The organism is Neptunomonas sp. (genome assembly GCF_041601355.1).
Classification (GTDB): Bacteria; Pseudomonadota; Gammaproteobacteria; order Pseudomonadales; family Balneatricaceae; genus Neptunomonas.
Window position 1 is genome coordinate 1 of the sequence record NZ_JBFIIH010000058.1, and the last position, 23974, is coordinate 23974.

The window sequence follows — 23974 nt, forward strand, 5'->3', positions numbered from 1 at the left end:
CAACAAGAAAGGCAGAAGACAATGGAGTTACTCGAATCGGCCATGGCATTTGCCGTAGTCATGATGATCTTCTCTACGATTGTCACCGGAATAGTCGAGGCTATCCTCAAAGCATTTGGCACCAGAGAAGAAGTCCTGAAGAAAACCATTGAAGCGCTTTACGAGAAGGTCGTGTGGCCACGTTTGAGCGCAGGACTTGAACGGGTGAGCCCTCAACAACTGGCGAGCACTGTTGATGCCGGTATTCTTGCAAAGAGTAAGGCGTGGTTAATCCGTAGCAGCACAAATCTCCCTACGCACAAAGAAAAATTTGTTGAGGCACTAACTGAAAACCCGGTATTCGAGCCTAGTAAAAACCGTTTCAGCGCTGAGCGAAAATCCAAGATCGACTCGCTAAGCTTGTTGGCGTTTGCCGAACGGCTGGGTAGAACTGACGTGGGTAAAGCGATTGTTGCTGAAGGAGAAGCTCAGGTTGAACTGCTGGTGCAAGACATGGTGCGTAGTTTCGACCGTTTCGGGCGTGCTGCAAGCGAAGTGTTTCGCAAAAAGGCACAACTCACCGCTATCTGCGTGGCTATCCCTTTTGCCTGGTTTGCTAACATTGATGCGTCACGTTTATTCGTGCAGCTCATCGAAAATCCGTCAATTCGCTCTAGCCTTATTGAGAATGCGGACGAGGAACATAAACAAAATCAGGCCGCCGTCGTAAGGCTTGATCAGTTGAAGAACGATATTGCACAATTACAGGCACCGCCGAACACATTAACACCAACGGGGCCAGCACCTACCCCCGGTATGCTCCAGCAACAGCTGGACGACATATCTAAACAGGTGCTTGAAAGTGTCGAAAAAATGGAGTCTCAGGGCCTTGCCATTGGATGGCAGTATTATCCAGTTTGTGCCAAGGGTCAGAAAGGCGGTGCCTGCGATGGCCGAGTGGGCTGGATGGACAAGCAAGGTAAGGAGCAGGGTGTTTTCGACATCGCACTAACGAGTGAGTTCGCTGTTTGGTTACTCATGTCGAGCTTAGCGGGTGTGCTGATCGGATTTGGCGGGCCTTTTTGGTTCAAAGTATTTAGCGGTCTTTCCCAGATATTTCAGGTCATGCGCGCACTGACCTTTGGCGGACGAAAACCTGCGAAAGAGGACCTGCCGCCGCCGGATACTATTGCCGAAAGCTCAGCCAAACCCAAGGACGTGCTCGATGCGTTTAAGGTAGCCGTGGCGGTTAACATGAAATCCTAACGGTACTAATATTCATGACAATCTTCCCACTCACATTCGGGCTTACTTATTTGACCATATCATGGAAGGAACCCCGCATTGCCTTTCACGTGAGGTGAGGTGAGGGAAGGCTACATCACATGAGTAGCGATTATATTTCACTCTTGAGTTCTTTTAGTAACTTCAAACCTTTTTTTCGCTGCGCTTTAAGAACTCTAATCTTTTCTTCGAGCCTTTTTTTACATTTTTTATTGCTCTCATTCTTAACTTTATCTTTTAGCTGATTTTGTTTTATCTTAAGTTTTTTCATAAGACGTTGTAGCGACTCATACCTTTTAATACGCTCACGCCTGTTCGTATCGACAAAATTTTCTATGGTTTTTAACAGATCGTTAGTATTCATTTAGTTGCTTCCTCGACATACTCATCTACAACTTCTTTAATTTCGGCCTCATCCAGAGCGACACTATTTTCTGCCTCCTCGTCACTCTGATCTGAAGAGATAAATAATATCCCCCCCATATGAATAAGGTTTCGGCAGATATCCTGATAGTAGGCGCTATCATTCATAAGAGAGATCGCCATGGGAGCGCTGATACGGTGCTCGCGAATCAGGCGATCGAGTCTGCCCGTTTTAATAATATCTTTCTCATTGATTTCTACTTTAAGCTGGTCAAGTGATAAAATTGTAGCTGACTCATCCTCTCCGGCTCTTATGACTTCCAGCTCCTGCAACACGCGACATATTTGTATGCGCATATTGTTATATTCCTGACGAATATCTGAGTTAGCCGAAAGCGTATAGATGTTCAGGTTTTTTTGCAGATGTTTGATACCTTTAATTGTCTCGACCAGATCGCGGCCTACTTCTCTGAGCAGCAAAAGTCTATCCAGATGACCCGGCGCTCCCATTGAGCTCTGAGACTGGCTGATAAATTCGACGATGTCTGCATAAATAGACTTGATGCGTCTGACGTATATATCATCAATATTTTGCTGCAAAATAATGTTGCTGGAGTTATTAATGATATCGTCAATTTTACTATCTGCAGCAAGCACACTTTTGTTTAAGCTTAACCCGCGAATAATGGTATCAACCGACAAATCATAAAGGCGAACTGTCTCTTTTCTAACAGCCTCAATGGCAGCGGCAGGGATCTCTGCTGATGCAGAAGACAGATAGCGGGCTTTTTCGACCTGAGGGGCCTTCGTCGGCATGACACGCACAAGAAAAGAAACCAACCTTCCTGTGAATGGCACCATAATGATAACCCCTGTCACATTAAAAATAGTGTGAAACACGGCAAGTTTGAGTGTGTGGTCATCTTCAGCTATGCCTATCGTAGTGGATACCATATCCACCAAGCCGATTACCGGGTTCATCGCCAGCATGAAAACAATACCCGCCGTTACCTTGAAGAGCACATCTGATAGCGCGAGTCGCTTGCCGTCAGTATTGGAGGTCAGAGAGCCTAATACAGCTGTGATGGTGGTACCGACATTGGCACCGATGACCAAGGCAAGTGCATTGCCATAGGTCACCTGTTGGACGGAAAGTGCGGTAATCACCAATACCAGGGTGGCATGGCTAGACTGCATGATAATAGTTGCCAGGATACCTATCAGCGTAAATACCAGCACTCCGCCAAAACCTTCCACGGCATAATCGGTCAGGCTAATTTGATTCTGGAAGGCCTCAAAGCCCTCTTTCATATAGTGTATGCCGAGAAACAGAAAACCAAGTCCGGCCAGGATGTAGCCAAATCCTTTCAGGAATTTTGATTTTTGGAAGATAAAAATAACACCAAACACCAACATCGGCATGGCATAAGCAGAAATCTTCACCTTCAGACCAAAACCTGCAATCAGCCAGGCACCGGTGGTACTCCCCACATTGGCGCCAAAAATAATACCCATCCCCTCAACCAGCCCGATAAGACCGGCACTGAGAAAAGAGATAGTAATCACGGACACCAATGAACTGGACTGCATCACAGTGGCAGCGGTAAAACCAAACGTCAGGCTTTTCCACATTTTGTTTGTACTTTTTCGCAGAGTCCTTTCAAGTGCACCACCGGCGAATGCATTAAAGCCCTGCTCAAGTGCCAACATTCCAAACAGAAAAATGGCTACACCCGCAGTAATCACCTTAAAGTCTGGGCTAAGCCAAAACCCGTAAGTTAATACTAAAAAAATAGTAGGTAAAAATATTTTTTTAATCATGCAAACCTATTAAGTAAAATTATTTGCCTTACATACAACATCGCTTGTTATTAACACAGGTTTTAGAAAGCTATATCTATGGCAGCATCATGCCTCTGATAGTAAAGTAAATAATTGCCGCCATCGCGGCAGATGCCGGTACCGTAATGACCCAGGCGGCTGCAATTTTCAGCAGTGCTGAGCGCTTTACTAATTCATTTTTGTAGACTTTACGTAGTTTTTTTCGTTCGGCTTTAGATAAATGTTCTTTATTGGAGCTTTTCTTCAGCTGCTTTAACATCTCCCCTTTTGTCTTAATGGATGCCTGTCCAAATTCAGACAAATAAGCTTGCACTTCTATGGGGTTATTATTTTCATGATGATGCATAATTTCTATCGTCATTTCAGTGTAGCTGGCTTTTAAAAATTCACGTAAAAAGCCAACACCAAAGATACCACCTACGGCAATATGAGTAGAGCTAACGGGTAAACCAAGTTGCGAAGCAATAATCACCGTAATTGCTGCTGCCATGGCAATACAAAAAGCGCGCATTTTATCCAGTTCAGTGATTTCACTACCCACAGTACGAATGAGTTTTGGCCCATATAGCGCCAAGCCGATCGCAATGCCTGCAGCACCAATCAACATAACCCAGAGAGGAATAGAAGCTTTTGATGTATGCCCACCACTCAAAACAGCATCATTAATTGCCGCCAATGGTCCGACTGCGTTGGCAACATCATTTCCGCCATGGGCGAAACTGAGTAGAGCAGCAGCAAAGATTAAGGGCACTGTAAACAAGCTGTTAATACTATCCTTGCCATTTTTGAGACCATCTGCCGCTCGATGAACAAGTGGACGTACAAGGAAATAAACTCCCGCAGCAACAACAGCCCCTATCAATAAAGCGGTTATCAAGTCCACTTTCCAGATATTTTTAAACCCTTTCATCAGCAAGTAAGTACTAAATGCCCAGGCCATAAAGAGAATCAATAATGGCACCATGCGCTTGGCTGACAAAATCATATCGTCTTGATAGGTAATAGTGCGCTTAATTAAGAAGAGAAATGATGCAGCAATTATCCCGCCAAGAACGGGAGATATAACCCAGCTTGCAGCAATACTGCCAAGCTGTGGCCAATTGGCAATCTCCCATCCGCCAGCAGCAATACCTGCACCTAATATACCACCCACGATAGAGTGAGTGGTTGACACCGGAGCACCTGCAACGGTTGCTAAGTTTAACCAAATAGCACCTGCTAACAGTGCAGCCATCATTAACCAGATAAAAGTTTGGCTGCTGGGTATCAGAGAGGGATCTATTATCCCTTTCTTGATTGTGCTTACCACATCACCACCGGCAATTAAGGCGCCACTGGCTTCAAATATGATCGCAATTATAATGGCACCCGTCATTGTTAATGCGTTTGATCCTACCGCAGGCCCGACATTGTTAGCCACATCATTGGCGCCAATATTCATCGCCATATATCCGCCGATCATAGCGGCAACCACTAGCATTATATGGTCTGGACTATCCATTCCCACCCGGCTTGTATACAGCATGATGCCGACAATAAAGAGCAACGCTGTACCACTGCGAAAAAGTTCTTTTCGCCCATGAGCAGAGGCAGCTTCTAAATGATGAAGATTATTAATATCCATAAAATCATTACCTGTTTAAGAGTTACCGTTGCAACAAGTGAATACAGCTCGTTCTTGTTCATTATTAATGCCTGAACGATTTTTATTACTCAGATCTCATCGATTCAAACACGCTTATATACACACAGACATTGCCTTTTGGGCTTACTTGAGACGTTAGCGGTCTTAGGGGCTGCTATCAATGACTTGGGCCGCTGTTTTGTCGGTATTAGACCAATATAAATGAACCTTAAGACTGTTGGCCTGCAGTTTCTTACTTTTCTCTCTGATGGGGCGGTGTGATATACCCCCAAAGCCCCTATGTAAGAAGAAAATCACATCATCTCTTTCGGGTACCTCCACTTTAACAATTTGACCTTCGCCATTTAAAGCCAGAGCCTTCAGTTGAATAGGGTGAACCTTCATATCGACAGCAATAGCTGAATCTATTTTTGATCCGTGATCCCGTGATTCGCGAGGGGCATGAGACTTCCCGGAGAAGCAGTGACGTTTGCGCGATTCAGGTGCGGACATTTTCCTTTGCAGGAATATGATTGGCATCATCTTGGTGCGTTTTTAGGCTTGCTAACATTCGATAGAGTCAGCCTTTGTCTGCTTTCATTAGTTGACTAGCTTTCGTGAAATATTTCGTGAAATAAATATAAAAATATTATTTATATATATAAATCAATTACTTAAATTGATCGTCTTTGGTTTTTAATAACCTTGAATTCTTGTTTTTAAATAAAAAAACCCATTTATGAATACTAAAGTTAGAGTTTGGCAGACAATTTGCTTATCTACTATCAAGGCAATTAATCATAATTATTTACATTATTTATAGATGGTTTTGCCAATGAGTTTTTTGGGAGCTGAAATGTTATCTGGATTCAAGAATAAAACTAAGCGCAAGCTATCGGACCTGATTGTTGATGAAGTAAAGCGCCTTATTATGTCTGAAGAGCTCAAACCCGGAGATCGCTTACCGAGTGAAAAAGATTTAATTGAGCAGTACGAGGTATCAAAAGGAACTGTTCGCGAAGCATTGAAGGCTTTGGAAGTTGAAGGGTTAATAAAAACCAGGCCAGGCCCCGGTGGGGGAGCATGGCTTACAGAAGTGGGAACAGAGCCCGCGAGCAAAGCGTTACGAAATTACTTATATTTTCGGCATATCAGTGCCGAACAACTGTACCAGACGCGAAAGCTAATTGAAGTTGAACTGGCAGTATCCGTTGTAGGGCATTTAACTGAAGAAGAACTGTTACTTCTGAGGAAGTACACCGATCAGTGCAGTGAAAAACCTACCACAGAAGAGGAGCAACGGCTCCAGAAAATAGCAGAATTAGAGTTTCATAATGTTCTGGCTGATGCTTCACCTAATCCTATTCTAAGTTTTTTTGGTCGCTTTCTGAACGAATCATTAAGAGACCTGGTTGTGCTAAAAAAAGCTTATTTAATTGATTACTACGCTTTCACTAAATCAAATGTCGATTATCACTACGCACTCATTAACGCGTATGAAAAACAAGATAAAAAACAGGTGCGAACGCTTATGGCGGAGCATATGTGTGAAGCGGAGGTGCACTTTGTTGCACTTGAGGGAGAAATTTCGAAAAAAATGTAGGGTACCTCAAATATAACCTATCACTCACAAAGTTAAGCCTGATGGCGAGTTAATAAAATCTCAAAAGGAAGCAAAAATGATTAATAAATATTTGAAACATACTGCGTTAGCAATCTCGATAACAGCTGCATCTTGCGTTGCAATGGCGCAAGAGGAAGCGGTGACTATTTATGGCGTTAAATCCCTATCGGGGAGCTTCGCTAGTTACGGCAAGTATGCTGATATGGGGTCGAAATTAGCGGTTGAGCAGTATGGACAGGTACTTGGACAAACACCGAGTTATAAAGCTATAGATACAGAAGGTAATGCAGGCAAAGCGCTCCGCAAGGTACAGGAGGCGATTAGTCAAAATTCTGCGAAGTTTTTCGATGGCGGCACGCTATCGTCAACTTCTTTAGCTATAGGTAAAGAGGTTAATAAATCAGGTGGTGTCTTCATTACCCCAGCAGGAGCTGATGAACTAACAGGTGTCGATTGTAATGCATCTACATTCCGTTGGTCGGTGCCGACATATGGCGCAATCAGAGAGACCGTAATTCCTTTATTAAAAGAGCATCCAGAAAAGAAACGCTGGTATACGATTACACCCCAATATGTTTTTGGCGAAGCATTGCTGTCAAATGCTAAAACTGTGTTTGACGAACTGGGTATAGAACACGTAGGTAATAGCTATCACTCTCTGCAAGAGCAAGAGTTCTCAGGCTACGTTACGAATGCAATGGCGGCACAGCCAGATGTTCTTTTACTTCTGAATTTCGGTTCTCAATCCTCTAATGCCTTACGACAGGCGATTAACTTCGGTTTGAAAAATCAAATGACCATCCTGCTAACATGGTCCTCCGGTTTAGATCAGTTCCAGGAATTAGGGGCTGATATAACAGAGAATGTTTACTTTGGAGCACAGTATTGGCATACCGTTGATACACCACTCAATAACAAGCTTGTCAAAGAAGTAAAAGAAGCATATGGCATTACCCCCAACTATCCGTTAGCCGCGGATTATATCAGCACTAAGCTGCTCCTCGATGCGATCGTTGAAGCGGGCACAACGACCCCGGGTGACGTTATTAAAGCGTTAGAAGGTAAGTCTTATGAAGGTCCAACTGGCACCGAGACGGTTCGTGCGGCCGATCACCAGGTCCTGAAAAATTATTACTTATTAAAAGGAAAGTCCGCTTCAGAAATGCAGAATGCAGACGATTTTGCAGAAATCGTGAGCTACGGTAAATCCTTCCCGGATGAATCATCTCTTGAATGTAAAGGCATGTAAAAACGATTTGCGCCACTCGCGTTAATAGCGACGTGGCGCTTCATTTTTGTTAGAGGTGAATTATGAATCTGTATCTATTTCAGGTAGTGAATGGGATAGGGCTTGGAATGATTTATTTCCTCATATCTGTGGGGCTTTCAATCATTTTTGGACTACTTAACTTTGTGAATTTTGCTCATGGCGCTTTTTATCTTCTAGGGGCATATCTAAGTTATACGGCAGTCAGCATTACGGGAAACTATTGGCTGGCTCTTATCGTTGCACCTCTATGTATCGCCTTTTTTGCATGGGTATGCGAAAGAACATTAATAAAAAGGGTCTACCACCTGCCTCATACGTACCAAATCTTAGTGACATTAGGTGTTGCCTTAATCATTCAAGAAGTTTGTATTTCTATATGGGGGCCTATCGGGAAAAGCATTTCTCCACCTGATTCACTTAAAGGCGTAATGCAAATAGGTGATTTTTACTACCCGCAATATAGGCTCTTTGTCATAGCTTTTGCGGCCGTGGTTGCTCTTCTTGTTTGGTTGCTACTGGATAAAACTAAATTTGGTGCGCTTGTTCGTGCCGGTAGTGAAGACGCCGAGACAGTTTCCTTACTCGGAACACATACGCATCGCCTGTTCTCTATCACATTTGCATTGGGTGTGGGTCTTGCCGGTCTTGCCGGTGTTCTCGCAGCGCCAATAAAAGGCATTCACCCCTTTGTTGGCCCGGAAGTACTTGGAATTGCGTTTGTTGTTGTTGTGATAGGAGGTATGGGGTCTTTTACGGGGGCGTTGGTTGGTGGTCTGCTCGTGGGGATCGTTCAAAGTGTAATGAGCACACTGTGGCCACAGGGTGCCAGCTTGATGATTTATGGAGCGATGGCGTTTGTCATTCTATTGCGACCATATGGATTATTCGGGAGAGCATAAGATGAATAAAACAACTTCTATATTCGGAGGAGTAACGATAATTGCCTTGGCACTTATTGTATTGATGCCGATATTGCTACCTTCCGTTACCCTCGCTACGGAAATACTTATATTTGCTTTGGCTGCATTGGCATGTAACTTACTTTTGGGCTACACCGGCCTCTTATCATTCGGACAAGGTATCTTTTTTGGCGGTGGGGCCTATAGCGCGTCATTAGTCATGCTTCATCTTGATTTTGGACTGATTAGTGCCTTAATCACAGCCATCCTGGTGGGATCATCACTCGCTTTAATCGTCGGCGCGTTAGCCATACGAAGAACGGGTATTTACTTTGTAATGCTCACGCTTTCTTTTTCTCAAATGGCGTACTTCCTCGCTTACACCTTTAGTGACTGGACAGGTGGAGACAACGGATTATTAGATGTGCCTAGACCTGCCTTAACACTTTTCGGGATGACCATCAGCGATCTGAAAAGCAGTGAAGCATTCTATATTTTTGTGGCCGCAGTCTTTGCAATTGTCTTCGTGTTTGCCCGAAGAGTTATCCATTCTCCTTTTGGAACAACACTTGTCGCTATCAGAGAAAATGAGGGGCGGTCATCGGCTGTAGGGTTTTCCACAAACCACTTTAAGCTGGTCGCTTTCGTTATTTCCGGCGCGATAACGGGCCTTGCCGGCGCGCTCTACGCGATGCTTTTAAACTTTGCACCTCTTTCAAATGTTGAGCTTCTCATGTCAGAAAACATCTTGATTATGACAATTATTGGGGGGACTGGCTCGTTAATTGGTTCAATTTTAGGAGCAGGAGCAATCGTAATGATGGGTGATATTCTCTCATCTATCTGGCCTAGATGGATGATGATTTTAGGTATAGCACTTATCGCTGTTGTCTTATTTCTTCCGGGGGGATTATGGGGCGGAGTTATTTCCTTAAGGTCTAAATTGTCGTCGATAAAAGTTAAGAAAAATCTCACCTCCGAGGTGACAAAATGAGCTCAAATTATCTATTAGAAACGGCTGGTTTAGGGTTGGATTATGGCGCATTTTCCGCTGTCGGGAATGTCGATTTAAAAATAAAAAAAGGCTCTATTCATACCGTAATTGGCCCAAACGGCGCAGGGAAAACATCCTTATTTCACTGCTTAACAGGTGAAAGAAAACCGACTCGTGGAAGTATCCACTTTAACGGAGAAAACCTGACATATTTAGCGGCTCATAAACGAGTCTCTAAAGGCATGTCTCGTTCGTTTCAGGTCACAAGCCTTTTTCAGACTTTAAGTGTACGAGAGAATTTAAGAATAGCGGCGCAAGGTCGGGGTGGTCTGAATGCACTGAAGTTTTGGGTGCCCGAAACAGCTGACAAAACTAATATTGCTAAGGCGAATGAAGTTTTAGAAAAAATTCAACTGGAGGCGTTTGCTGACAAGCAAGCTGGAGAGCTATCACACGGACAACAGCGAGTGCTTGAAGTGGGTATGGCATTGTGCGGCTCTCCATCACTGCTTTTACTTGATGAGCCTACCTCAGGGATGGGAGTAGATGATATTCCTATAATGACAAGCCTGATTTCGGAACTTGGAAAAGACCATACCGTGATGCTCATTGAGCACAATATGAGACTGGTCATGTCAATCTCCGACCGAATCACCGTGATGCACCAAGGAAATATACTAATCGAAGGCTCTCCTGAAGAAGTGAAAGGGGACGCGCAGGTTAAGAAAGCATACCTAGGAGAAAGTGGCCATGAGTAGATTAGTGATTAATAATCTGCATTCTTATTACGGTAAAAGCCATATTTTGAACGGAATTGATTTGGCTATTGAGTCCGGAGAAATTGTAACGCTGTTGGGGCGCAACGGCGCCGGTAAAACTACGACGCTTAAGACAATTGTAAGCATCGTCAAAGCTCAACAAGGGTCTGTCTTATTAGACGACGAGAATCTTGTAGGAAAAGAAATATTCGAGATAGCTCGGCGGGGTATCGCTTTAGTACCAGAACATCGTGGCATCTTCGGCATTCTTTCGGTTGAAGAAAATCTGATGATTGCCATCAACAAAAAAAGCCCCTGGGATCTTGAAGATATTTATCAAATGTTCCCACGTTTAAAGGAGCGAAGAAAGAACGGTGGCAACGCCCTGTCTGGTGGTGAACAACAAATGCTCGCGATCGCGCGGGCACTTGTAAATAACCCGAAATTTCTTCTCCTTGATGAGCCAACTGAAGGCCTGGCACCCGTCATAGTTGATGAGATTGTGAAAATTTTAGGCCAAATTCGTGCAGCTGGCGTGGGTGTGCTGCTCGTCGAACAAAATCTATCGGTTTGCGAGAAGCTCGCAGACAAACATTATGTTATTGAGCTCGGTGAAATCGTTTATCAGGGCACTCAAACCGAATTTAGCAAACAAGACGACATCAAGAACCGGTATCTTGCTGTTTAGTAGAGGGAACCTATTATGAAAACAACTGAGTTAACACCGGGTATCGGACAGATCACAGTAAATACCGAACGCCTTTGGGACTGTCTGATGACGCATGGTCAAATCGGACATACTTCTAAAGGTGGTTTAAACCGTTTGGCTTTAACCGAGTTAGACAAACAAGGGCGTGACCTATTTAAAACCTGGTGTGAAGAAGCTGGGTGCACGGTATCTGTCGATGAAATAGGTAATATTTTTGCCAGAAGAGCCGGATTAAATAATGATTTGCCTCCCATCATGACCGGATCCCATATAGACACTCAGCCAACCGGCGGAAAATTTGATGGATGCTTTGGGGTTATGGCGGGGTTAGAAGCGATCCGCACGTTAAATGACCTTAAGATTCAGACGCTTGCTCCGATCGAAGTCGTGGCATGGACGAATGAAGAAGGCTCGCGGTTTCCGCCATGTATGATGGGTTCTGGTGTATTCACTGGTAAGTTCTCACTAAACGATGCACTGACGACAAAAGATGATGCGGGCATCTCAGTTGAAGACGCGCTGCATGCAATTGGTTACAACGGAAATAAAAGTCATATTGGTCATAAAGCTGCCGCGTACTATGAAGCTCACATTGAGCAAGGGCCTGTATTAGAAGATGAGCGAAAGCAAGTTGGCGTTGTTATTGGTGCTCTTGGCCAAAAGTGGTTTGATATTGAGATCACAGGTGTAGAAGCCCACGCTGGCCCAACGCCGATGCATCTTCGAAAAGATGCCTCTCTTGCGGGCGCAGAAATAATTCAGTTTATAAATGAGCTGGCACTAAAAAATACCCCTCATGGGCGCGGAACCGTTGGCTGTTTCGACGTTTTCCCTAGTTCCCGAAATGTTATACCGGGTCGAGTTAGAATGACTGCAGATCTTCGCCACTTGGAGTCAGGTGTTCTTGAAACCATGGTTAAAGACTTACACATTAAAATTAACGCATTAGATCAAAAGTACGGCGTTCAAACTGTCATTACCCCTACAGCAGATTTCCCTCCGATAGCGTTTGATTCCACATGCGTTAGTAACGTTAGGGAGGCTGCTTCCGCGTTAGGGTATCCGAATATGGATGTAGTAAGTGGCGCGGGGCACGATGCAATCTTTATGGCAGACGTTACTTCTGCGGGAATGATATTTGTCCCTTGCGAGGGGGGGATTAGTCACAATGAGCTAGAAAGGGCTAAAGCTGAAGACCTTGGAGCAGGGGCGTCGGTTCTGCTTAACGTTTTACTCTTGTCTGCGGGGATAGCAGAACATGACTAAAGCGCATAAAACTAATATCGCAGATATGACAGCAGTTGAGCTTTGCCAGCTCTTCGAAACTAAAGAGCTTTCTCCTCTAGAAGCGACCCACGCTTCGCTGCAGCGAATTGCCAAATGCAACCCTTCAGTCAATGCATACTGCTTTGTTGCTGAGGAGGATGCGATTAAAGCGGCAAAAGAGTCGGAAACGCGTTGGTTCAAAGGCGAACCCCTTAGTAAAATTGATGGAGTGACAAGCTCGATCAAGGACTTAACGCTGGTGGCGGGGTGGCCACACCGCAGCGGCTCACGTACCAGTTCAAAAGATTTAGCTAATGTTGATGCTCCATTTACACAAAAGATGCGGCAAGCAGGGGCTGTAATACTGGGTAAAACTACAACACCAGAGTTCGGTTGGAAGGGCGTTACCGATAGCCCTCTCACCGGTGTTACAAGAAACCCGTGGAATACAACTCTTACATCCGGAGGCTCTTCTGGCGGAGCTGCAGCCGCCGCCGCGTTAAATATGGGCGTATTGCATCAAGCCAGTGATGCCGGTGGATCTATTAGAATCCCCGCTTCTTTTTGCGGTGTCTTTGGTATAAAACCCACTTTTGGTTTTATCCCTCAGTGGCCGGCAAGTGCAATGACGACTCTTTCTCATCTCGGGCCAATTAGCAGGACAGTGCAAGACAGTTTGTTGATGATGGATGTTATAGCGAAGCCAGATTTGCGGGATTGGTACTCAACTCGTATTTTTAACGGTAGTTGGAGTGATCAAAAAAGCCTCCCTCTTAAGGGCCTGAAAATAGCCTACAGCCCGACCCTTGGATACGTTGATGTAGATGCTGGCGTTCTTAAGCTTGCAGACTCTGCGGTGAATGCTCTTAAAGAGATGGGTGCAGAAGTTGATCTGATCGATCCTGGCTTTAAGGACCCTATCGATACGTTTTCAACCCTTTGGTTTGCGGGAGCAGCGAAAGTTGTTTCAAATCTCAACGAGCAACAACGTGGCCTTCTTGACCCAGGCTTTCTCCAAATAGGAGTCAAAGGAAGTGAAATCGATATTGTTGATTATATGAAGGCGGCTGATCAAAGGGCAGAGTTAGGGCGCTCTATGCAGGAGTTCCATTCAACATACGATATTTTAATTACACCTACACTGCCGCGGACTGCGTTTAACGCTGGTCAGAATACAGAGACGGCTGATCAGGAGCATTGGACGGATTGGACGCCTTTCTCTTACCCGTTTAATCTTACTCAGCAACCAGCATTGACTATACCTTGTGGACTGCTGAATGGCTTGCCTGTTGGGCTTCAGGTTGTAGCTAATAGGGGAGATGATTTACTGGCTATTAGTATTGCAAAGTACATTGAGGATTTGATTCCGGTTGAGTTTTTGGACGCCCCTCGACATGGTACGGATAAATTAACTCGAGCTACGCTGGATTAGCATGTGCACAAAAAATTGATTTATATATATCCCTTATTTTTTAGTTAGTTATAAGAAATACAGCAATCAATAAAAAATAATTGTTGCGTTGCAGCATTGGGCGAGATACTATCGATTTTTCAACTACTTCTCTATAAGGATATAAATGATGTTCACGAAAATGCCTATTACTGACTTCTCCGCTTTTGCCGCTCCTGTACAAAAGCTGATCGAACTAAACACAGCCACCTTTACTAAGGCATTCGAGCTGCAGAAAGCGACTGCTGAGAAGCAAATTGCTCAAGCACAAGCTGATTTTAAAGCCCTTTCAGAAATTAAAGACGTTGAAGCACTGACTTCTTTCTTTACTGCTAAATCTGAAGAAGCTAAGGCTAACTTTGAAGCGCTACAGGCTGAAGCTAAAGCATCTGTAGAAAGCACTCAGTCTTACTTTACTGAAGTTCAGGCTATCCTGACTGAAAGCAAAGACTCTGTAGTTCCTGCTGTTAAAGCGATTGCCACAAAAACTGCTTAATTTAAGCTGGTTTTAAAAAAGACTCCCATCAGAAATGATGGGGGTTTTTTTGTGTCTGGCTGAAACCCGGATAGAGTCAAAGGCTTCATAGCGTGTGTATATTCGTAAGCCAGAAATGCCAATCACGTGAGGTGTGGATGGTTCAAACTGGGGCTGATCTAATCTTGCAATTTTGGCGTTGCAGCAACACAATGTTGCAATGCAATAAGAAAAGCTGAATTGCCGCGACAGCAAGCCGTTTTTCCAGCGGTATACCGGCTGGGCGGTATCGGCCGTTAGTTTGCGGATTTTGTATTTTATGTGACAAACTCCCACGATTATAACTGTCAACAAAGGAAGACAAACCACTATGTCCATCGAATTTAGTTTGATACCCGTAGCCTTTGACGCGCTGCACCTGCTTTTGCTGGTACTCGCCCTGTTATTATTTGTTAGCCTGATGAGAAAGCCTGCCGATGTTAATGCTGCTGGTAATGCCAAGCCAGCAGAGCAGTCTTCAGCCCCGGTAGAGCCAGCAGTTACCCCCTCCGTTTTAAAAGACACCACACCTGAATCTGCCCTGCAACTGCTGTCTCTACTGCAGCAGGACGCGCGCTTTCTTGATTTCGTCCACGAAGACCTCAGCAGTTACTCAGATGCGGATATCGGCGCCGCCGCCCGGGTGGTGCATGAAGGTAGCAAAAAAACAGTCGCGGGTTACTTTACCCTGTCACCGATTCGCACCGAGGAAGAAGAGTCCCGACTTACACTGGAGTCTGGATTTGATGCTTCACAGGTCCGACTGACAGGCAATGTCGTCGGTTCGGCACCGTTCACCGGTACTCTGGTGCATCGCGGTTGGAAAGCCACAGAGGTGCGATTGCCGCAACTGGCAAAAGGCCATGACGTACGAATCTTAGCACCGGCAGAGGTCGAGTTATGAGTGATACAGAGCAGAACGCCCGTTACGCGGTAGGTATCGACTTGGGCACCACCCATTGTGTGTTATCTTACGTTGAACTCGGCGCGGAAGAGGGCACGCCACCTGAGATTGTTACTATTTTTCAGTTGACTCAACCCGGTGCCGTAGAAGCACAAACTCAGTTACCGTCATTTATCTATCAGCCCCACGATCAGGAGCTCAATAGCGCGGATCTGGCGCTTCCCTGGAGCGAGAGTCCGGCGTCACTCGTTGGTGAGCTGGCGCGCAATCTGGGCAGTAAAACGCCGATGCGACTTGTCTCCAGTGCCAAGAGCTGGCTGTGCAACGCCGGTATCGACCGGCATGAAGCATTTTTACCGCTCAATAGTCCGGAAGAGGTCGTTAAAGTCTCACCTCTTGGCGCTTCAATCACATTTCTGGAGCACCTGCGGGATGCCTGGAATCACCGCTTTCCCGATGCCCCTCTGCAGGATCAGGAAGTTATCCTGACGGTACCTGCGTCTTTTGATCCGGGGGCGCGCGAGTTAACCGCCGAAGCGGCTCAAGTCGCGGGCATTCAACATCTTACTTTGCTTGAAGAACCACAAGCGGCAGTCTATAGCTGGCTGCAAACGTGCGGTGACGACTGGCGTCAACAGGTCACTGTCGGCGATATCATTCTGGTGGTGGATATTGGCGGCGGTACCACAGATCTGTCGCTCATCGCGGTCAGCGAGAGTGATGGTAATCTAGTGTTGGACCGAATTGCTGTTGGTGAGCATATTCTGCTTGGTGGCGACAATATGGATCTGGCGCTGGCCTATCGGATAAAAGCAAAGCTTGCCCAAGAAGGTAAGAGTCTCCAGCCTTGGCAAATATTGGGGATTACACATGGCTGTCGTGAAGCAAAGGAACAGCTGTTGGCTAATCCAACCTTAGACGCGGTACCGGTTGTTGTTCCCAGCCGCGGTTCTAAGTTGATCGGCGGAACCCTGAGCACCGAACTGACACGCAGCGAAGTGACCGAAACGCTGATTGAGGGTTTTTTTCCTCTGGTAGATATCGACGCACACCCGGCGCAACAATCCCGCGGTGCGCTCAACCAGCTCGGCCTGCCTTATGCGAAGGACCCGGCTATGTCGCGTCATCTGGCGGCCTTCCTGAGCCGACAAAAAGGCGCGGCCGACGAGCTCTTAGGGCCGTCCGAAGGGAGTTTTATCCAGCCCTCTGCGATTCTGTTGAACGGCGGTGTATTCAAGGCGCCGCAGCTTTCCGAGCGAACACTGGCATTGATCAACCATTGGCTGAATACTGCTGGGGTCGATAATGCCCGCTTGTTACAGGGGATCGACCTGGATCTTGCTGTCGCACGCGGCGCGGCTTACTACGGTCAGGTGCGTCAAGGTCAGGGCGTACGTATCCGTGGCGGTACCGCCAGTGCTTATTACATTGGTATCGAAAGCTCCATGCCAGCCATTCCGGGTATAGAAGCTCCTCTTGAAGCACTCTGTATCGCACCGTTTGGCATGGAAGAAGGCTCAGAAGTGGCGTTGCAGGACCGTGAATTCGGGCTTGTTGTCGGTGAGACTGTACGCTTTAATTTCTTTGCATCGACCACACGACGCGATGACGAGGCGGGCAGCCAGTTAGATTATTGGGAGCCGGAGGAGTTGGATGAGCTACCGGAAATTCAGACCCACTTGTCCACCGAAGGCCGTAAATCGGGGGACGTTGTGCCAGTACGCTTAGTTAGCCGGATAACGGAAGTGGGCACCCTGTGCCTGGAAGCCGTGACTCTGGATGGCAGCCAGCGCTGGCAAGTGGAATTGAATGTTCGCGAGGCCTAGAGATATTGTAGCTTGTAGCTTTCGATTCCGGCTCTCTGGTAGAGTAGCCCGATGATGTCACCCCGCCCTCAGTTTATAGTCGGAATCGATCTCGGCACCACCCACACCGTGGTGGCTTACAGTGGCTTGGATAAACAAGGCCAGTCCAGCGCGGCGCCACAAGTTTATGCGATTCCCCAGTTGGTCGCTGCCGGTGAAGTAGCGCGATTGCCGCTGCTGCCTTCATTCCGTTATCATCCCGGCGCCGATGAAATGCCCCAGGGAGATATGCAACTTCCCTGGGGTAGTACTCCACTGGTAGGCGAATTACCCCATGTGATCATCGGTGAATGGGCACGTGAACTCAGCGGTAAAGTCGAAGGCCGTTCAGTGATCAGCGCCAAGAGCTGGTTGTCCCACGACCAAGCCGACCCAACGGCACCTATTTTGCCCTGGGCAGGCGCCGAAGGAGTCGACAAAGTCTCTCCGGTGCTGGCCACCGCTTCCTATCTGGCCCACATCCGCGCGGCGTGGAATACAGATCACCCTAGCCAGCCGCTGGAAGATCAGGAAGTGATTGTGACGGTGCCGGCTTCTTTCGGGGATCTGGCGCGGACATTAACGGTCGAGGCGGCCAGACTCGCCGGATTAGCAAAAATTTTATTATTGGAAGAACCTGCCGCCGCTTGTTACGACTGGCTTTCGCTTCACGGGGCGCAGGCCGAAGATTTCCTGAAGTCGCATCGGCTGTTGTTGATTTGCGATGTGGGCGGTGGTACCTCCGATTTCAGCCTGGTGCGCATGGGCTTTGAAGATGGCCAGCCCAGGCTCGATCGAATCGGCGTCGGTGATCACCTGATGCTGGGCGGAGATAATCTCGACCTTGCCCTGGCGCATCAGGTCGAGAGCGGGGTGCTTGAACCGGGCAAGCGGTTGCGTGCCTCAAGTCTTTCTCAGCTCATTCAGCAGACGCGTTTAGCCAAGGAAAAATTACTCACCACGGATGCCCCTGAGTCAGCCAAGGTTACCGTTCTCGGTTCGGGGGCACGCCTGATTGGTGGCGCGCGTAGTTACGACTTGAGTCGAGAGCAAACCCAGGCCTTGGCTCTGGAGGGCTTTGTTCCCCTGACTGAACTGACCGATATGCCGCAGCAGCGGCAGCGTGCGGTGAAGGAGTTCGGCTTACCCTACGCCACAGATCCCTCGATCAGCCGTCAATTGGCGGCGTTTCTGCAACACCACCAACGAGTGAGTCGAGAGGCCTTCGCGGATCAGGCCGATAGCACCTCCTGGGTGCCCGATGCACTCTTACTCAACGGCGGTTTTTTTAAAGGTGGGGTGCTTGCACAGCGCCTCTGCGATCTGCTGTCGAGTTGGCGCGGGGAGGCGGTAAGCACGCTTGAAAATAGCCGTCCTGATCTGGCGGTTGCCTGCGGTGCGGTGGCTCACGGATTGGCGCGCCGTGGAAAAGGCGTGCGTATCGGTGGCGGCTCGGCGCGTAGTTACTTCCTCAAACTTGACCAGGATCAGCCCGCCCAGAACACCTCGCTTCAAGGTATCTGTTTGTTGCCCAGAGGTACAGAGACCGGCATCGAGATACCCTTACCGGAGCGCCGCTTTGTGCTTAGTCTCGGCCAACCGGTACAATTTCAGTTGATGTCTTCGGCGTCCGATGACTCCCCCATCCCGGGAACACTGACGCCCTTGGATGATCCGCAATTTCAGCCTTTACCACCCCTGATGGCCGCGATCCCTGCCGCTGCGGGAGGGGAGACCGCTGTCGAGGTGGAATTGGTGGCGACTCTGACCGAAGTCGGGACCCTGGGACTGGAATGTGTCGCTGCTGCCGATGCGGCGCGTCGCTGGCGATTGGAATTCCCCGTGCGCAAAGCCCCGCAAGCCGGGGCTCTGAACACCGAAGTAGGTGGATTGCCGGCAGAGTTCGACAGCGCTCGCCAGTTGGTAGAGGCTATTTATGGTAAGTCGCGACAAACAACCGATGCTAAGTCGGTGAAGCTGCTGCGGGTCAATCTCGAGCGCCTGTTGGGGCCGCGGGAGAGCTGGGAAGTGCCTCTGTTGCGCGCTTTGGTCGACGTGTTTATCGAGCACCGGGGCCGCCGCCGACGCTCGCAACAGCATGAGCAGATGTGGTTTAACCTGACTGGTTTTTGTCTGCGCCCCGGTTTGGGCTACCCACTGGACGACTGGCGTTTGCAGCAGATCTGGCCGCTATTTCAACAGGGCTTGCAGTTCGACAAGAGTAATCCGGACTGGAACCAATGGTGGACTTTCTGGCGCAGGGTAGCGGGTGGACTGAACGTTGATCAGCAATTGCTGTTGCACAAACAGGTGGCCAAATACATCAACCCTGTTGCCGAGCGTAATCGTAAACTCCAGGCCGAGCTAAAATATAAAGCCTATGAAGGCATGGTGTTGTTGGCGGCTGCGCTGGAAGGGCTGCCGTCGGATAAGAAGCAGGAGCTGGGTCGCTGGTTATTAAAAAGACTGGAAAATTCCCGTGAAATCCAAAGCAGTTGGGTGGCTCTGGGCCGGATAGGCAGCCGGATTCCGCTGCATGGCAGCGCGCATAATCTGATCGATCAGGACACCCTGGCTAAGTGGATACCGACGTTACTGAAAAAAGACTGGAACAAGCAACCCCAGGCGGCGTTTGCTACGGTGGTGATGGCACGCGTCAGTGGTGATCGCAGCCGCGATCTTGAGCCAGAGTTACGTCAATCCATCGCTTGCGCTCTGCAAGCTTGCAAAGCGCCGCCAAAATGGATTGCGATGGTTACCGAAGTCACCGAATTGGATGAGGCCGACAGCTACAAAATCTACGGCGAAAGCCTGCCTCCGGGATTAAAACTACTCGATTGAGGCGTTTGTAAGGATTGTGTTGAATGAATAGCTCTCTGCACGCGACTCTTGATTTATCAATTGCACTAAATCATAGTTAAATAGTGAATGGCGTTGAATTGGAGGGTGCAATCATGTCCAAAACTATTACTGTGTCTAACGATGTTTACGCCGCTATTGTGGCTAGGCGACAAGACAAAGATGAGTCTGAAAATACTATCTTGAGCCGTATTTTATTGACTGCCGGAAATGCTGAAGTAACGCATGCGCATGCGCACAAGGATGGCGACAATGCCCATCTGATTCTGGATAGCGAGATGGACCATATCATCGAGACCGACTGATCGGCTATGGCAAGGCATGTGGCAGATAGTCGCTTTATTATGTTAGATGGCGACAAGTTCGAACAGGTGCCTGAATAAGGTGATGGCTAGTCTTCTGTGCGCTTTCGTCCCCGCGTCAGAGAAAAGTAGCCGCCGAACAGGGCATATAGTATGCCAAGTAACAGGGTGATTCTTACCACCGTCAGTAATTCTGAATAATGCTCCGGTTGTAATATCTGATCGGCAAAATAATAGTTAAAGATAACCACCATTATTGCCGTACTGAACATATTACCGCCTGTGCGTGCCAGATTAAGTAACCCTGAAGCAATACCTAAGCGCGACGGGTCTACCGAACTGATCGCCGCATTATTATTCGGTGATGAAAATAAACCAAAGCCGACCCCCAGCAAACACAAGCCGGTTTTAACTTGCCACAGGGGAGTTTGCATACCCACAAAAAATAGCAGTACAAATCCCAGTATATAAAGGCCACAACCCGTGGTAGCAAGTATTCGGGGATCATATTTATCCGACAAGCGGCCAGCTATAGGTGCAATACAGGCCGTCAACAACGCCTGTAAAAGTACCACTTTTCCGGCATCGCCCGGAGAGAGTCCCTGGATATATTGCAGATACAAACTGACGATAAACAGGACGGGAAAGCTGGCCCCATACATGAAAAGACTGGCCAGCATCGAGCGGTTGAAAATTCGATTCTGACTTAATGCATCTATTCTTATCAGCGGTACACTGGCACGGCGTTGTTGATAAACAAACCCTACACTTAAACCAAGCCCCGCGACCAGTAAAACAACAAAACCTGCATCAGGTAGGCCTGTTACTCCAAAAAACAAGCAGCTGATGCTCAAAGAAAACAGTAAGCTGCCCGTTACATCGAAGCGTTGTCGCATGGAGTATTGGCTGGACTCTTCAGACCCGACCAGTTTCGGTTCGTGAGGCATAAACCAGGCTATCAGGCCGAACGCCAAGCATATACCGGGAACCGGCAACCAGAACACACTGCGCCAACCTAACCATTCAGTTAACAATCCGCCAGCAGCCGGACCCGTTGTCAGCCCCAGATAAACAGACGTAGAAATGATGCCAAGGAACATGCCACGTTGCTTGGTACCCGCCAGAATCGCCACCATAGCCATCGCGGTAGCAAAAATAAAAGAGCTGGCTAAACCTTGTATCACGCGGAAAACTAACAGCCATTCAATGCTATCTATCCACACAACCGCTAGCGAAGAGAAAGCATACAAACACAATCCCAATAGATGAACGCGCTTGCGCCCCCAGATATCGGCTAACCGGGAAATCGGCAGCATCAGTACAACGCTTCCCCAGAGCGGCGCACTGGGAATCCAACTGAGTAATACGGCATCGACCAGCAAGTCTTCAGCGATCGAAGGCAAAGCAAGATTGACAGCAGACATCGCCATAGGCACCAGAAATGCTGCCAGACAAATACTATAAAGTGCCAGCCAGGGTGTTTCCTGATGGCTTGTAACCGAAGATGAGTTCATCCTTTAACCTGAATTTTCCTAATGTTTGTTGTGAGACTTTGCGTTTAGATCAATCAGCAAGCGCCTTGGCTATCGCCTCAAACGCACGATTGCTGTTCAGCGACCACTCGGGGTTGAGAAAATCAGGCCAGGTAGAGAATTTGACGATCGACACGTCAGACTGCGGATCAACGTAGATAAACTGGCCAAACACGCCGCGGGCCGAGTAGATCCCTTTATCACTATCGTGCACCCAGCACTGGTTGCTATAGGCAGCCTTGGGGTAATGCCCGGCAAAGTCGCCATAGAGCACCCTGAAATGTTCACCCGATCCCTGCCGGGACGCCTTGATGAACGCTTCGGGAACGATCTGCTGACCATTAAACATCCCACCTTGCAGATGCATCTGGGCAAACCGGGCCAGGTCACGCAGGCTAGCGCTGATACCCCCGTCGGCCAGTGCGGTACCGACCCGGTCCAGGGTGATATTGGCGTCTTGTTCCGCGCCTAGCCTGGCCCAGATCTCACGGCTCAACAGTACCGGCAAACGCTCGTCGCACACCCGCTCGCAGACCCAACCCAGTACATCGGTTTCGACCGAGCGGTATTCAAAGTGGCCGCCGTGCTCGCGGCCCTTCTTGAGCGATGCCAACAGCCCGTAGATCGTATCTGGCGAGGTTCGGCTACCACGCTCGCGCCAGCCTGAGGCGATGTCGAGCTGGATGAACTCTGCGTCGGGGTTGGTGTAATCCTCGCAAAACTGAATACCGGTGCGCATATCCAATACATCCTGTATCCGCGCATCGCCATAATCACAACCGGATAGATCGCTCACATAGTCACTGACCCTGGCATCGGGATCGATCTTGCCCTGGCCAATCAAAATGCCGACCAAGCTGGCAACCAGTGTCTTGGATACCGACTGTAGCAGATGCAGCGTATGCGGCTGCATCCCGTTAAAGTACTGCTCCGACACCACCTCACCTCGGTGCAGCACAATTAATCCATCGGTGTAGCTGTCGGTCAGAAAAGTCGCCAGATCGGTTTGCTGGCCGTCGACCCGCTCGAAACGCACCCCGTCGAGCGAGCGTGTCGCCCGCAGTAGTTCACTCACCGGCGCGTTGCCACGACGAATCGGCGCCACCGGAAACAGCTCGGACATATGTTGGAACGACCAGCGATTATAAGGCGGGCTGTCCCAGTTGCGCAGATCGATCAGCTTGTCCTGAGGCGGCGGGCAGCCCTGCATCAACTTCAGATCCAGGTAGCCAACACCCGGCGCGGCCGCATTTTTATTATCGTACATAATCAGTTCTCATCGCTTAACGAATGGTGACAGGCGAATCGATGCCAGTTCGTGCCGTTAAATTAACTCGGGCTACGGGATAATTCAAAGATTAATTCATCCCTGTGTAAGTACAAAAGTTAGCGTTTCTCGTCGTTCATAGCACCTATCACTGTTGTTCATTGTTTCAGGTGAATGTGAAATTCCGGTTTACCCACCCCTTAAGCTCAGCATTAGGCTTTTATGCAGCTCAATGGATACAAAAATCACTTATCCACGTTGATCTATTTATCCAGACACTTCGTAAAGATATTCAGCAAGACAAAACTAAACAAACTTTAATAGGGAAATATCATGTTTAAAAAATTAACAGCTATTTTATCTGTTGTGGTTGCAAGCTTAGCCTTTACATCATTTTCTTATGCAGACGGCCATGCCATGAAAAAAGACATTGTGGATGTTGCTGCAGAAAACGGTTCGTTTAATACCCTTGTTACCGCTCTTGAGGCAGCAGAACTTGTTGAAACCCTGAAAGGTGAAGGGCCATTTACTGTATTTGCGCCAACAGACGAGGCTTTTGCGAATTTACCTGATGGCACCTTGGACATGTTACTGATGCCTGAAAACAAAGATCAACTCGTTTCTGTGCTCACCTACCACGTAGTATCCGGCAAAGTGAACGCTGCTGATGTCGTGAAATTAGAAAGCGCA

At 47.8% G+C, this 23974-nt stretch carries 21 protein-coding genes; 15 read left to right on the forward strand and 6 right to left on the reverse strand.

Features of this window, described 5'->3' with window-relative positions; genetic code table 11:
- Positions 1-1245 (forward strand): hypothetical protein (locus ABY436_RS10705; RefSeq protein ID WP_372738966.1); only part of this gene is annotated, 1245 nt, incomplete at its 5' end.
- Between the two features lie 130 nt (positions 1246-1375).
- Here the strand turns inward: ABY436_RS10705 and ABY436_RS10710 are convergent.
- The 4 genes from ABY436_RS10710 to ABY436_RS10725 all read right to left on the reverse strand — a co-directional run bounded on the left by ABY436_RS10710 (position 1376) and on the right by ABY436_RS10725 (position 5605).
- Positions 1376-1627, reverse strand: a complete 252-nt coding sequence (locus ABY436_RS10710; RefSeq protein WP_372738967.1) for a hypothetical protein — start codon at positions 1625-1627, stop codon at positions 1376-1378.
- Positions 1624-3447, reverse strand: coding sequence for a Na/Pi cotransporter family protein (locus tag ABY436_RS10715; protein ID WP_372738968.1), 1824 nt, complete (start codon positions 3445-3447; stop codon positions 1624-1626). The genes ABY436_RS10710 and ABY436_RS10715 overlap by 4 nt, the downstream gene beginning before the upstream one ends.
- Before the next feature lie 76 nt (positions 3448-3523).
- Positions 3524-5092, reverse strand: a complete 1569-nt coding sequence (locus ABY436_RS10720) for an inorganic phosphate transporter (RefSeq protein ID WP_372738969.1) — start codon at positions 5090-5092, stop codon at positions 3524-3526.
- A gap of 165 nt (positions 5093-5257) precedes the next feature.
- Entirely contained in the window at positions 5258-5605 is a 348-nt protein-coding gene (locus tag ABY436_RS10725) for a hypothetical protein (RefSeq protein WP_372738970.1), read from the reverse strand.
- 322 nt (positions 5606-5927) lie between these two features.
- Between ABY436_RS10725 and ABY436_RS10730 the strand changes: the two genes are divergently transcribed.
- The 13 genes from ABY436_RS10730 to ABY436_RS10790 all read left to right on the forward strand — a co-directional run bounded on the left by ABY436_RS10730 (position 5928) and on the right by ABY436_RS10790 (position 20488).
- On the forward strand, positions 5928-6695 hold the full coding sequence (locus tag ABY436_RS10730; RefSeq protein WP_372738971.1) for a FadR/GntR family transcriptional regulator: 768 nt from the start codon (positions 5928-5930) through the stop codon (positions 6693-6695).
- Between the two features lie 76 nt (positions 6696-6771).
- The gene (locus ABY436_RS10735) at positions 6772-7965 is read left to right on the forward strand and encodes an ABC transporter substrate-binding protein (RefSeq protein WP_372738972.1); all 1194 of its coding nucleotides are present in this window, start codon (positions 6772-6774) and stop codon (positions 7963-7965) included.
- A 62-nt stretch (positions 7966-8027) separates the two neighbouring features.
- Positions 8028-8885, forward strand: coding sequence for a branched-chain amino acid ABC transporter permease (locus tag ABY436_RS10740; RefSeq protein ID WP_372738973.1), 858 nt, complete (start codon positions 8028-8030; stop codon positions 8883-8885).
- A 1-nt stretch (position 8886) separates the two neighbouring features.
- A complete protein-coding gene (locus ABY436_RS10745; RefSeq protein WP_372738974.1) occupies positions 8887-9879 on the forward strand; it encodes a branched-chain amino acid ABC transporter permease in 993 nt (330 codons plus the stop codon).
- Complete coding sequence (locus tag ABY436_RS10750; RefSeq protein ID WP_372738975.1) at positions 9876-10637, forward strand: ABC transporter ATP-binding protein; 762 nt, start codon at positions 9876-9878, stop codon at positions 10635-10637. Before ABY436_RS10745 ends, ABY436_RS10750 begins: the two co-directional genes overlap by 4 nt.
- A complete protein-coding gene (locus tag ABY436_RS10755) occupies positions 10630-11325 on the forward strand; it encodes an ABC transporter ATP-binding protein (RefSeq protein WP_372738976.1) in 696 nt (231 codons plus the stop codon). Before ABY436_RS10750 ends, ABY436_RS10755 begins: the two co-directional genes overlap by 8 nt.
- Positions 11326-11340: 15 nt before the next feature.
- Positions 11341-12612 (forward strand): Zn-dependent hydrolase, encoded by a 1272-nt coding sequence (locus tag ABY436_RS10760; protein ID WP_372738977.1) that lies wholly within the window; start codon positions 11341-11343, stop codon positions 12610-12612.
- Positions 12605-14044 (forward strand): amidase, encoded by a 1440-nt coding sequence (locus ABY436_RS10765; protein WP_372738978.1) that lies wholly within the window; start codon positions 12605-12607, stop codon positions 14042-14044. The genes ABY436_RS10760 and ABY436_RS10765 overlap by 8 nt, the downstream gene beginning before the upstream one ends.
- A 145-nt stretch (positions 14045-14189) precedes the next feature.
- Positions 14190-14558 carry a phasin family protein gene (locus ABY436_RS10770; RefSeq protein ID WP_372738979.1) on the forward strand — a complete coding sequence of 123 codons (369 nt, stop codon included), beginning with the start codon at positions 14190-14192 and terminating at the stop codon, positions 14556-14558.
- A 349-nt stretch (positions 14559-14907) separates the two neighbouring features.
- Positions 14908-15480, forward strand: coding sequence for a DUF2760 domain-containing protein (locus ABY436_RS10775; RefSeq protein WP_372738980.1), 573 nt, complete (start codon positions 14908-14910; stop codon positions 15478-15480).
- On the forward strand, positions 15477-17306 hold the full coding sequence (locus tag ABY436_RS10780) for an Hsp70 family protein (RefSeq protein WP_372738981.1): 1830 nt from the start codon (positions 15477-15479) through the stop codon (positions 17304-17306). Before ABY436_RS10775 ends, ABY436_RS10780 begins: the two co-directional genes overlap by 4 nt.
- 51 nt (positions 17307-17357) lie before the next feature.
- Positions 17358-20165: an Hsp70 family protein gene (locus tag ABY436_RS10785; protein WP_372738982.1), complete on the forward strand. Its 2808-nt coding sequence runs from the start codon at positions 17358-17360 to the stop codon at positions 20163-20165.
- Positions 20166-20278: 113 nt separating this feature from the next.
- On the forward strand, positions 20279-20488 hold the full coding sequence (locus ABY436_RS10790) for a hypothetical protein (RefSeq protein ID WP_372738983.1): 210 nt from the start codon (positions 20279-20281) through the stop codon (positions 20486-20488).
- An 86-nt stretch (positions 20489-20574) separates the two neighbouring features.
- Here the strand turns inward: ABY436_RS10790 and ABY436_RS10795 are convergent, their stop codons facing one another.
- Together ABY436_RS10795 and ABY436_RS10800 are read right to left on the reverse strand one after the other, a co-directional pair.
- Positions 20575-21999 carry an MFS transporter gene (locus ABY436_RS10795; RefSeq protein ID WP_372738984.1) on the reverse strand — a complete coding sequence of 475 codons (1425 nt, stop codon included), beginning with the start codon at positions 21997-21999 and terminating at the stop codon, positions 20575-20577.
- 49 nt (positions 22000-22048) lie between these two features.
- Positions 22049-23284: a serine hydrolase domain-containing protein gene (locus ABY436_RS10800; RefSeq protein WP_372738985.1), complete on the reverse strand. Its 1236-nt coding sequence runs from the start codon at positions 23282-23284 to the stop codon at positions 22049-22051.
- Between the two features lie 333 nt (positions 23285-23617).
- On the opposite strand from ABY436_RS10800, the gene ABY436_RS10805 reads away from it, so the two are divergent.
- On the forward strand, positions 23618-23974 hold a 357-nt coding region (locus ABY436_RS10805), incomplete at its 3' end, for a fasciclin domain-containing protein (RefSeq protein WP_372738986.1).

Excerpts from the sequence above, each read along its gene's own strand:
- ABY436_RS10735 (WP_372738972.1), top strand. The coding sequence starts at position 6,772 with ATGATTAATAAATATTTGAAACATACTGCGTTAGCAATCTCGATAACA.
- ABY436_RS10760 (WP_372738977.1), top strand. The coding sequence starts at position 11,341 with ATGAAAACAACTGAGTTAACACCGGGTATCGGACAGATCACAGTAAAT.
- ABY436_RS10730 (WP_372738971.1), top strand. The coding sequence starts at position 5,928 with ATGAGTTTTTTGGGAGCTGAAATGTTATCTGGATTCAAGAATAAAACT.
- ABY436_RS10750 (WP_372738975.1), top strand. The coding sequence starts at position 9,876 with ATGAGCTCAAATTATCTATTAGAAACGGCTGGTTTAGGGTTGGATTAT.
- ABY436_RS10795 (WP_372738984.1), bottom strand. The coding sequence starts at position 21,999 with ATGAACTCATCTTCGGTTACAAGCCATCAGGAAACACCCTGGCTGGCA.
- ABY436_RS10715 (WP_372738968.1), bottom strand. The coding sequence starts at position 3,447 with ATGATTAAAAAAATATTTTTACCTACTATTTTTTTAGTATTAACTTAC.
- ABY436_RS10790 (WP_372738983.1), top strand. The coding sequence starts at position 20,279 with ATGTCCAAAACTATTACTGTGTCTAACGATGTTTACGCCGCTATTGTG.
- ABY436_RS10775 (WP_372738980.1), top strand. The coding sequence starts at position 14,908 with ATGTCCATCGAATTTAGTTTGATACCCGTAGCCTTTGACGCGCTGCAC.
- ABY436_RS10785 (WP_372738982.1), top strand. The coding sequence starts at position 17,358 with ATGATGTCACCCCGCCCTCAGTTTATAGTCGGAATCGATCTCGGCACC.
- ABY436_RS10710 (WP_372738967.1), bottom strand. The coding sequence starts at position 1,627 with ATGAATACTAACGATCTGTTAAAAACCATAGAAAATTTTGTCGATACG.
- ABY436_RS10765 (WP_372738978.1), top strand. The coding sequence starts at position 12,605 with ATGACTAAAGCGCATAAAACTAATATCGCAGATATGACAGCAGTTGAG.
- ABY436_RS10725 (WP_372738970.1), bottom strand. The coding sequence starts at position 5,605 with ATGTCCGCACCTGAATCGCGCAAACGTCACTGCTTCTCCGGGAAGTCT.
- ABY436_RS10720 (WP_372738969.1), bottom strand. The coding sequence starts at position 5,092 with ATGGATATTAATAATCTTCATCATTTAGAAGCTGCCTCTGCTCATGGG.
- ABY436_RS10800 (WP_372738985.1), bottom strand. The coding sequence starts at position 23,284 with ATGTACGATAATAAAAATGCGGCCGCGCCGGGTGTTGGCTACCTGGAT.
- ABY436_RS10745 (WP_372738974.1), top strand. The coding sequence starts at position 8,887 with ATGAATAAAACAACTTCTATATTCGGAGGAGTAACGATAATTGCCTTG.
- ABY436_RS10780 (WP_372738981.1), top strand. The coding sequence starts at position 15,477 with ATGAGTGATACAGAGCAGAACGCCCGTTACGCGGTAGGTATCGACTTG.
- ABY436_RS10770 (WP_372738979.1), top strand. The coding sequence starts at position 14,190 with ATGATGTTCACGAAAATGCCTATTACTGACTTCTCCGCTTTTGCCGCT.
- ABY436_RS10740 (WP_372738973.1), top strand. The coding sequence starts at position 8,028 with ATGAATCTGTATCTATTTCAGGTAGTGAATGGGATAGGGCTTGGAATG.
- ABY436_RS10755 (WP_372738976.1), top strand. The coding sequence starts at position 10,630 with ATGAGTAGATTAGTGATTAATAATCTGCATTCTTATTACGGTAAAAGC.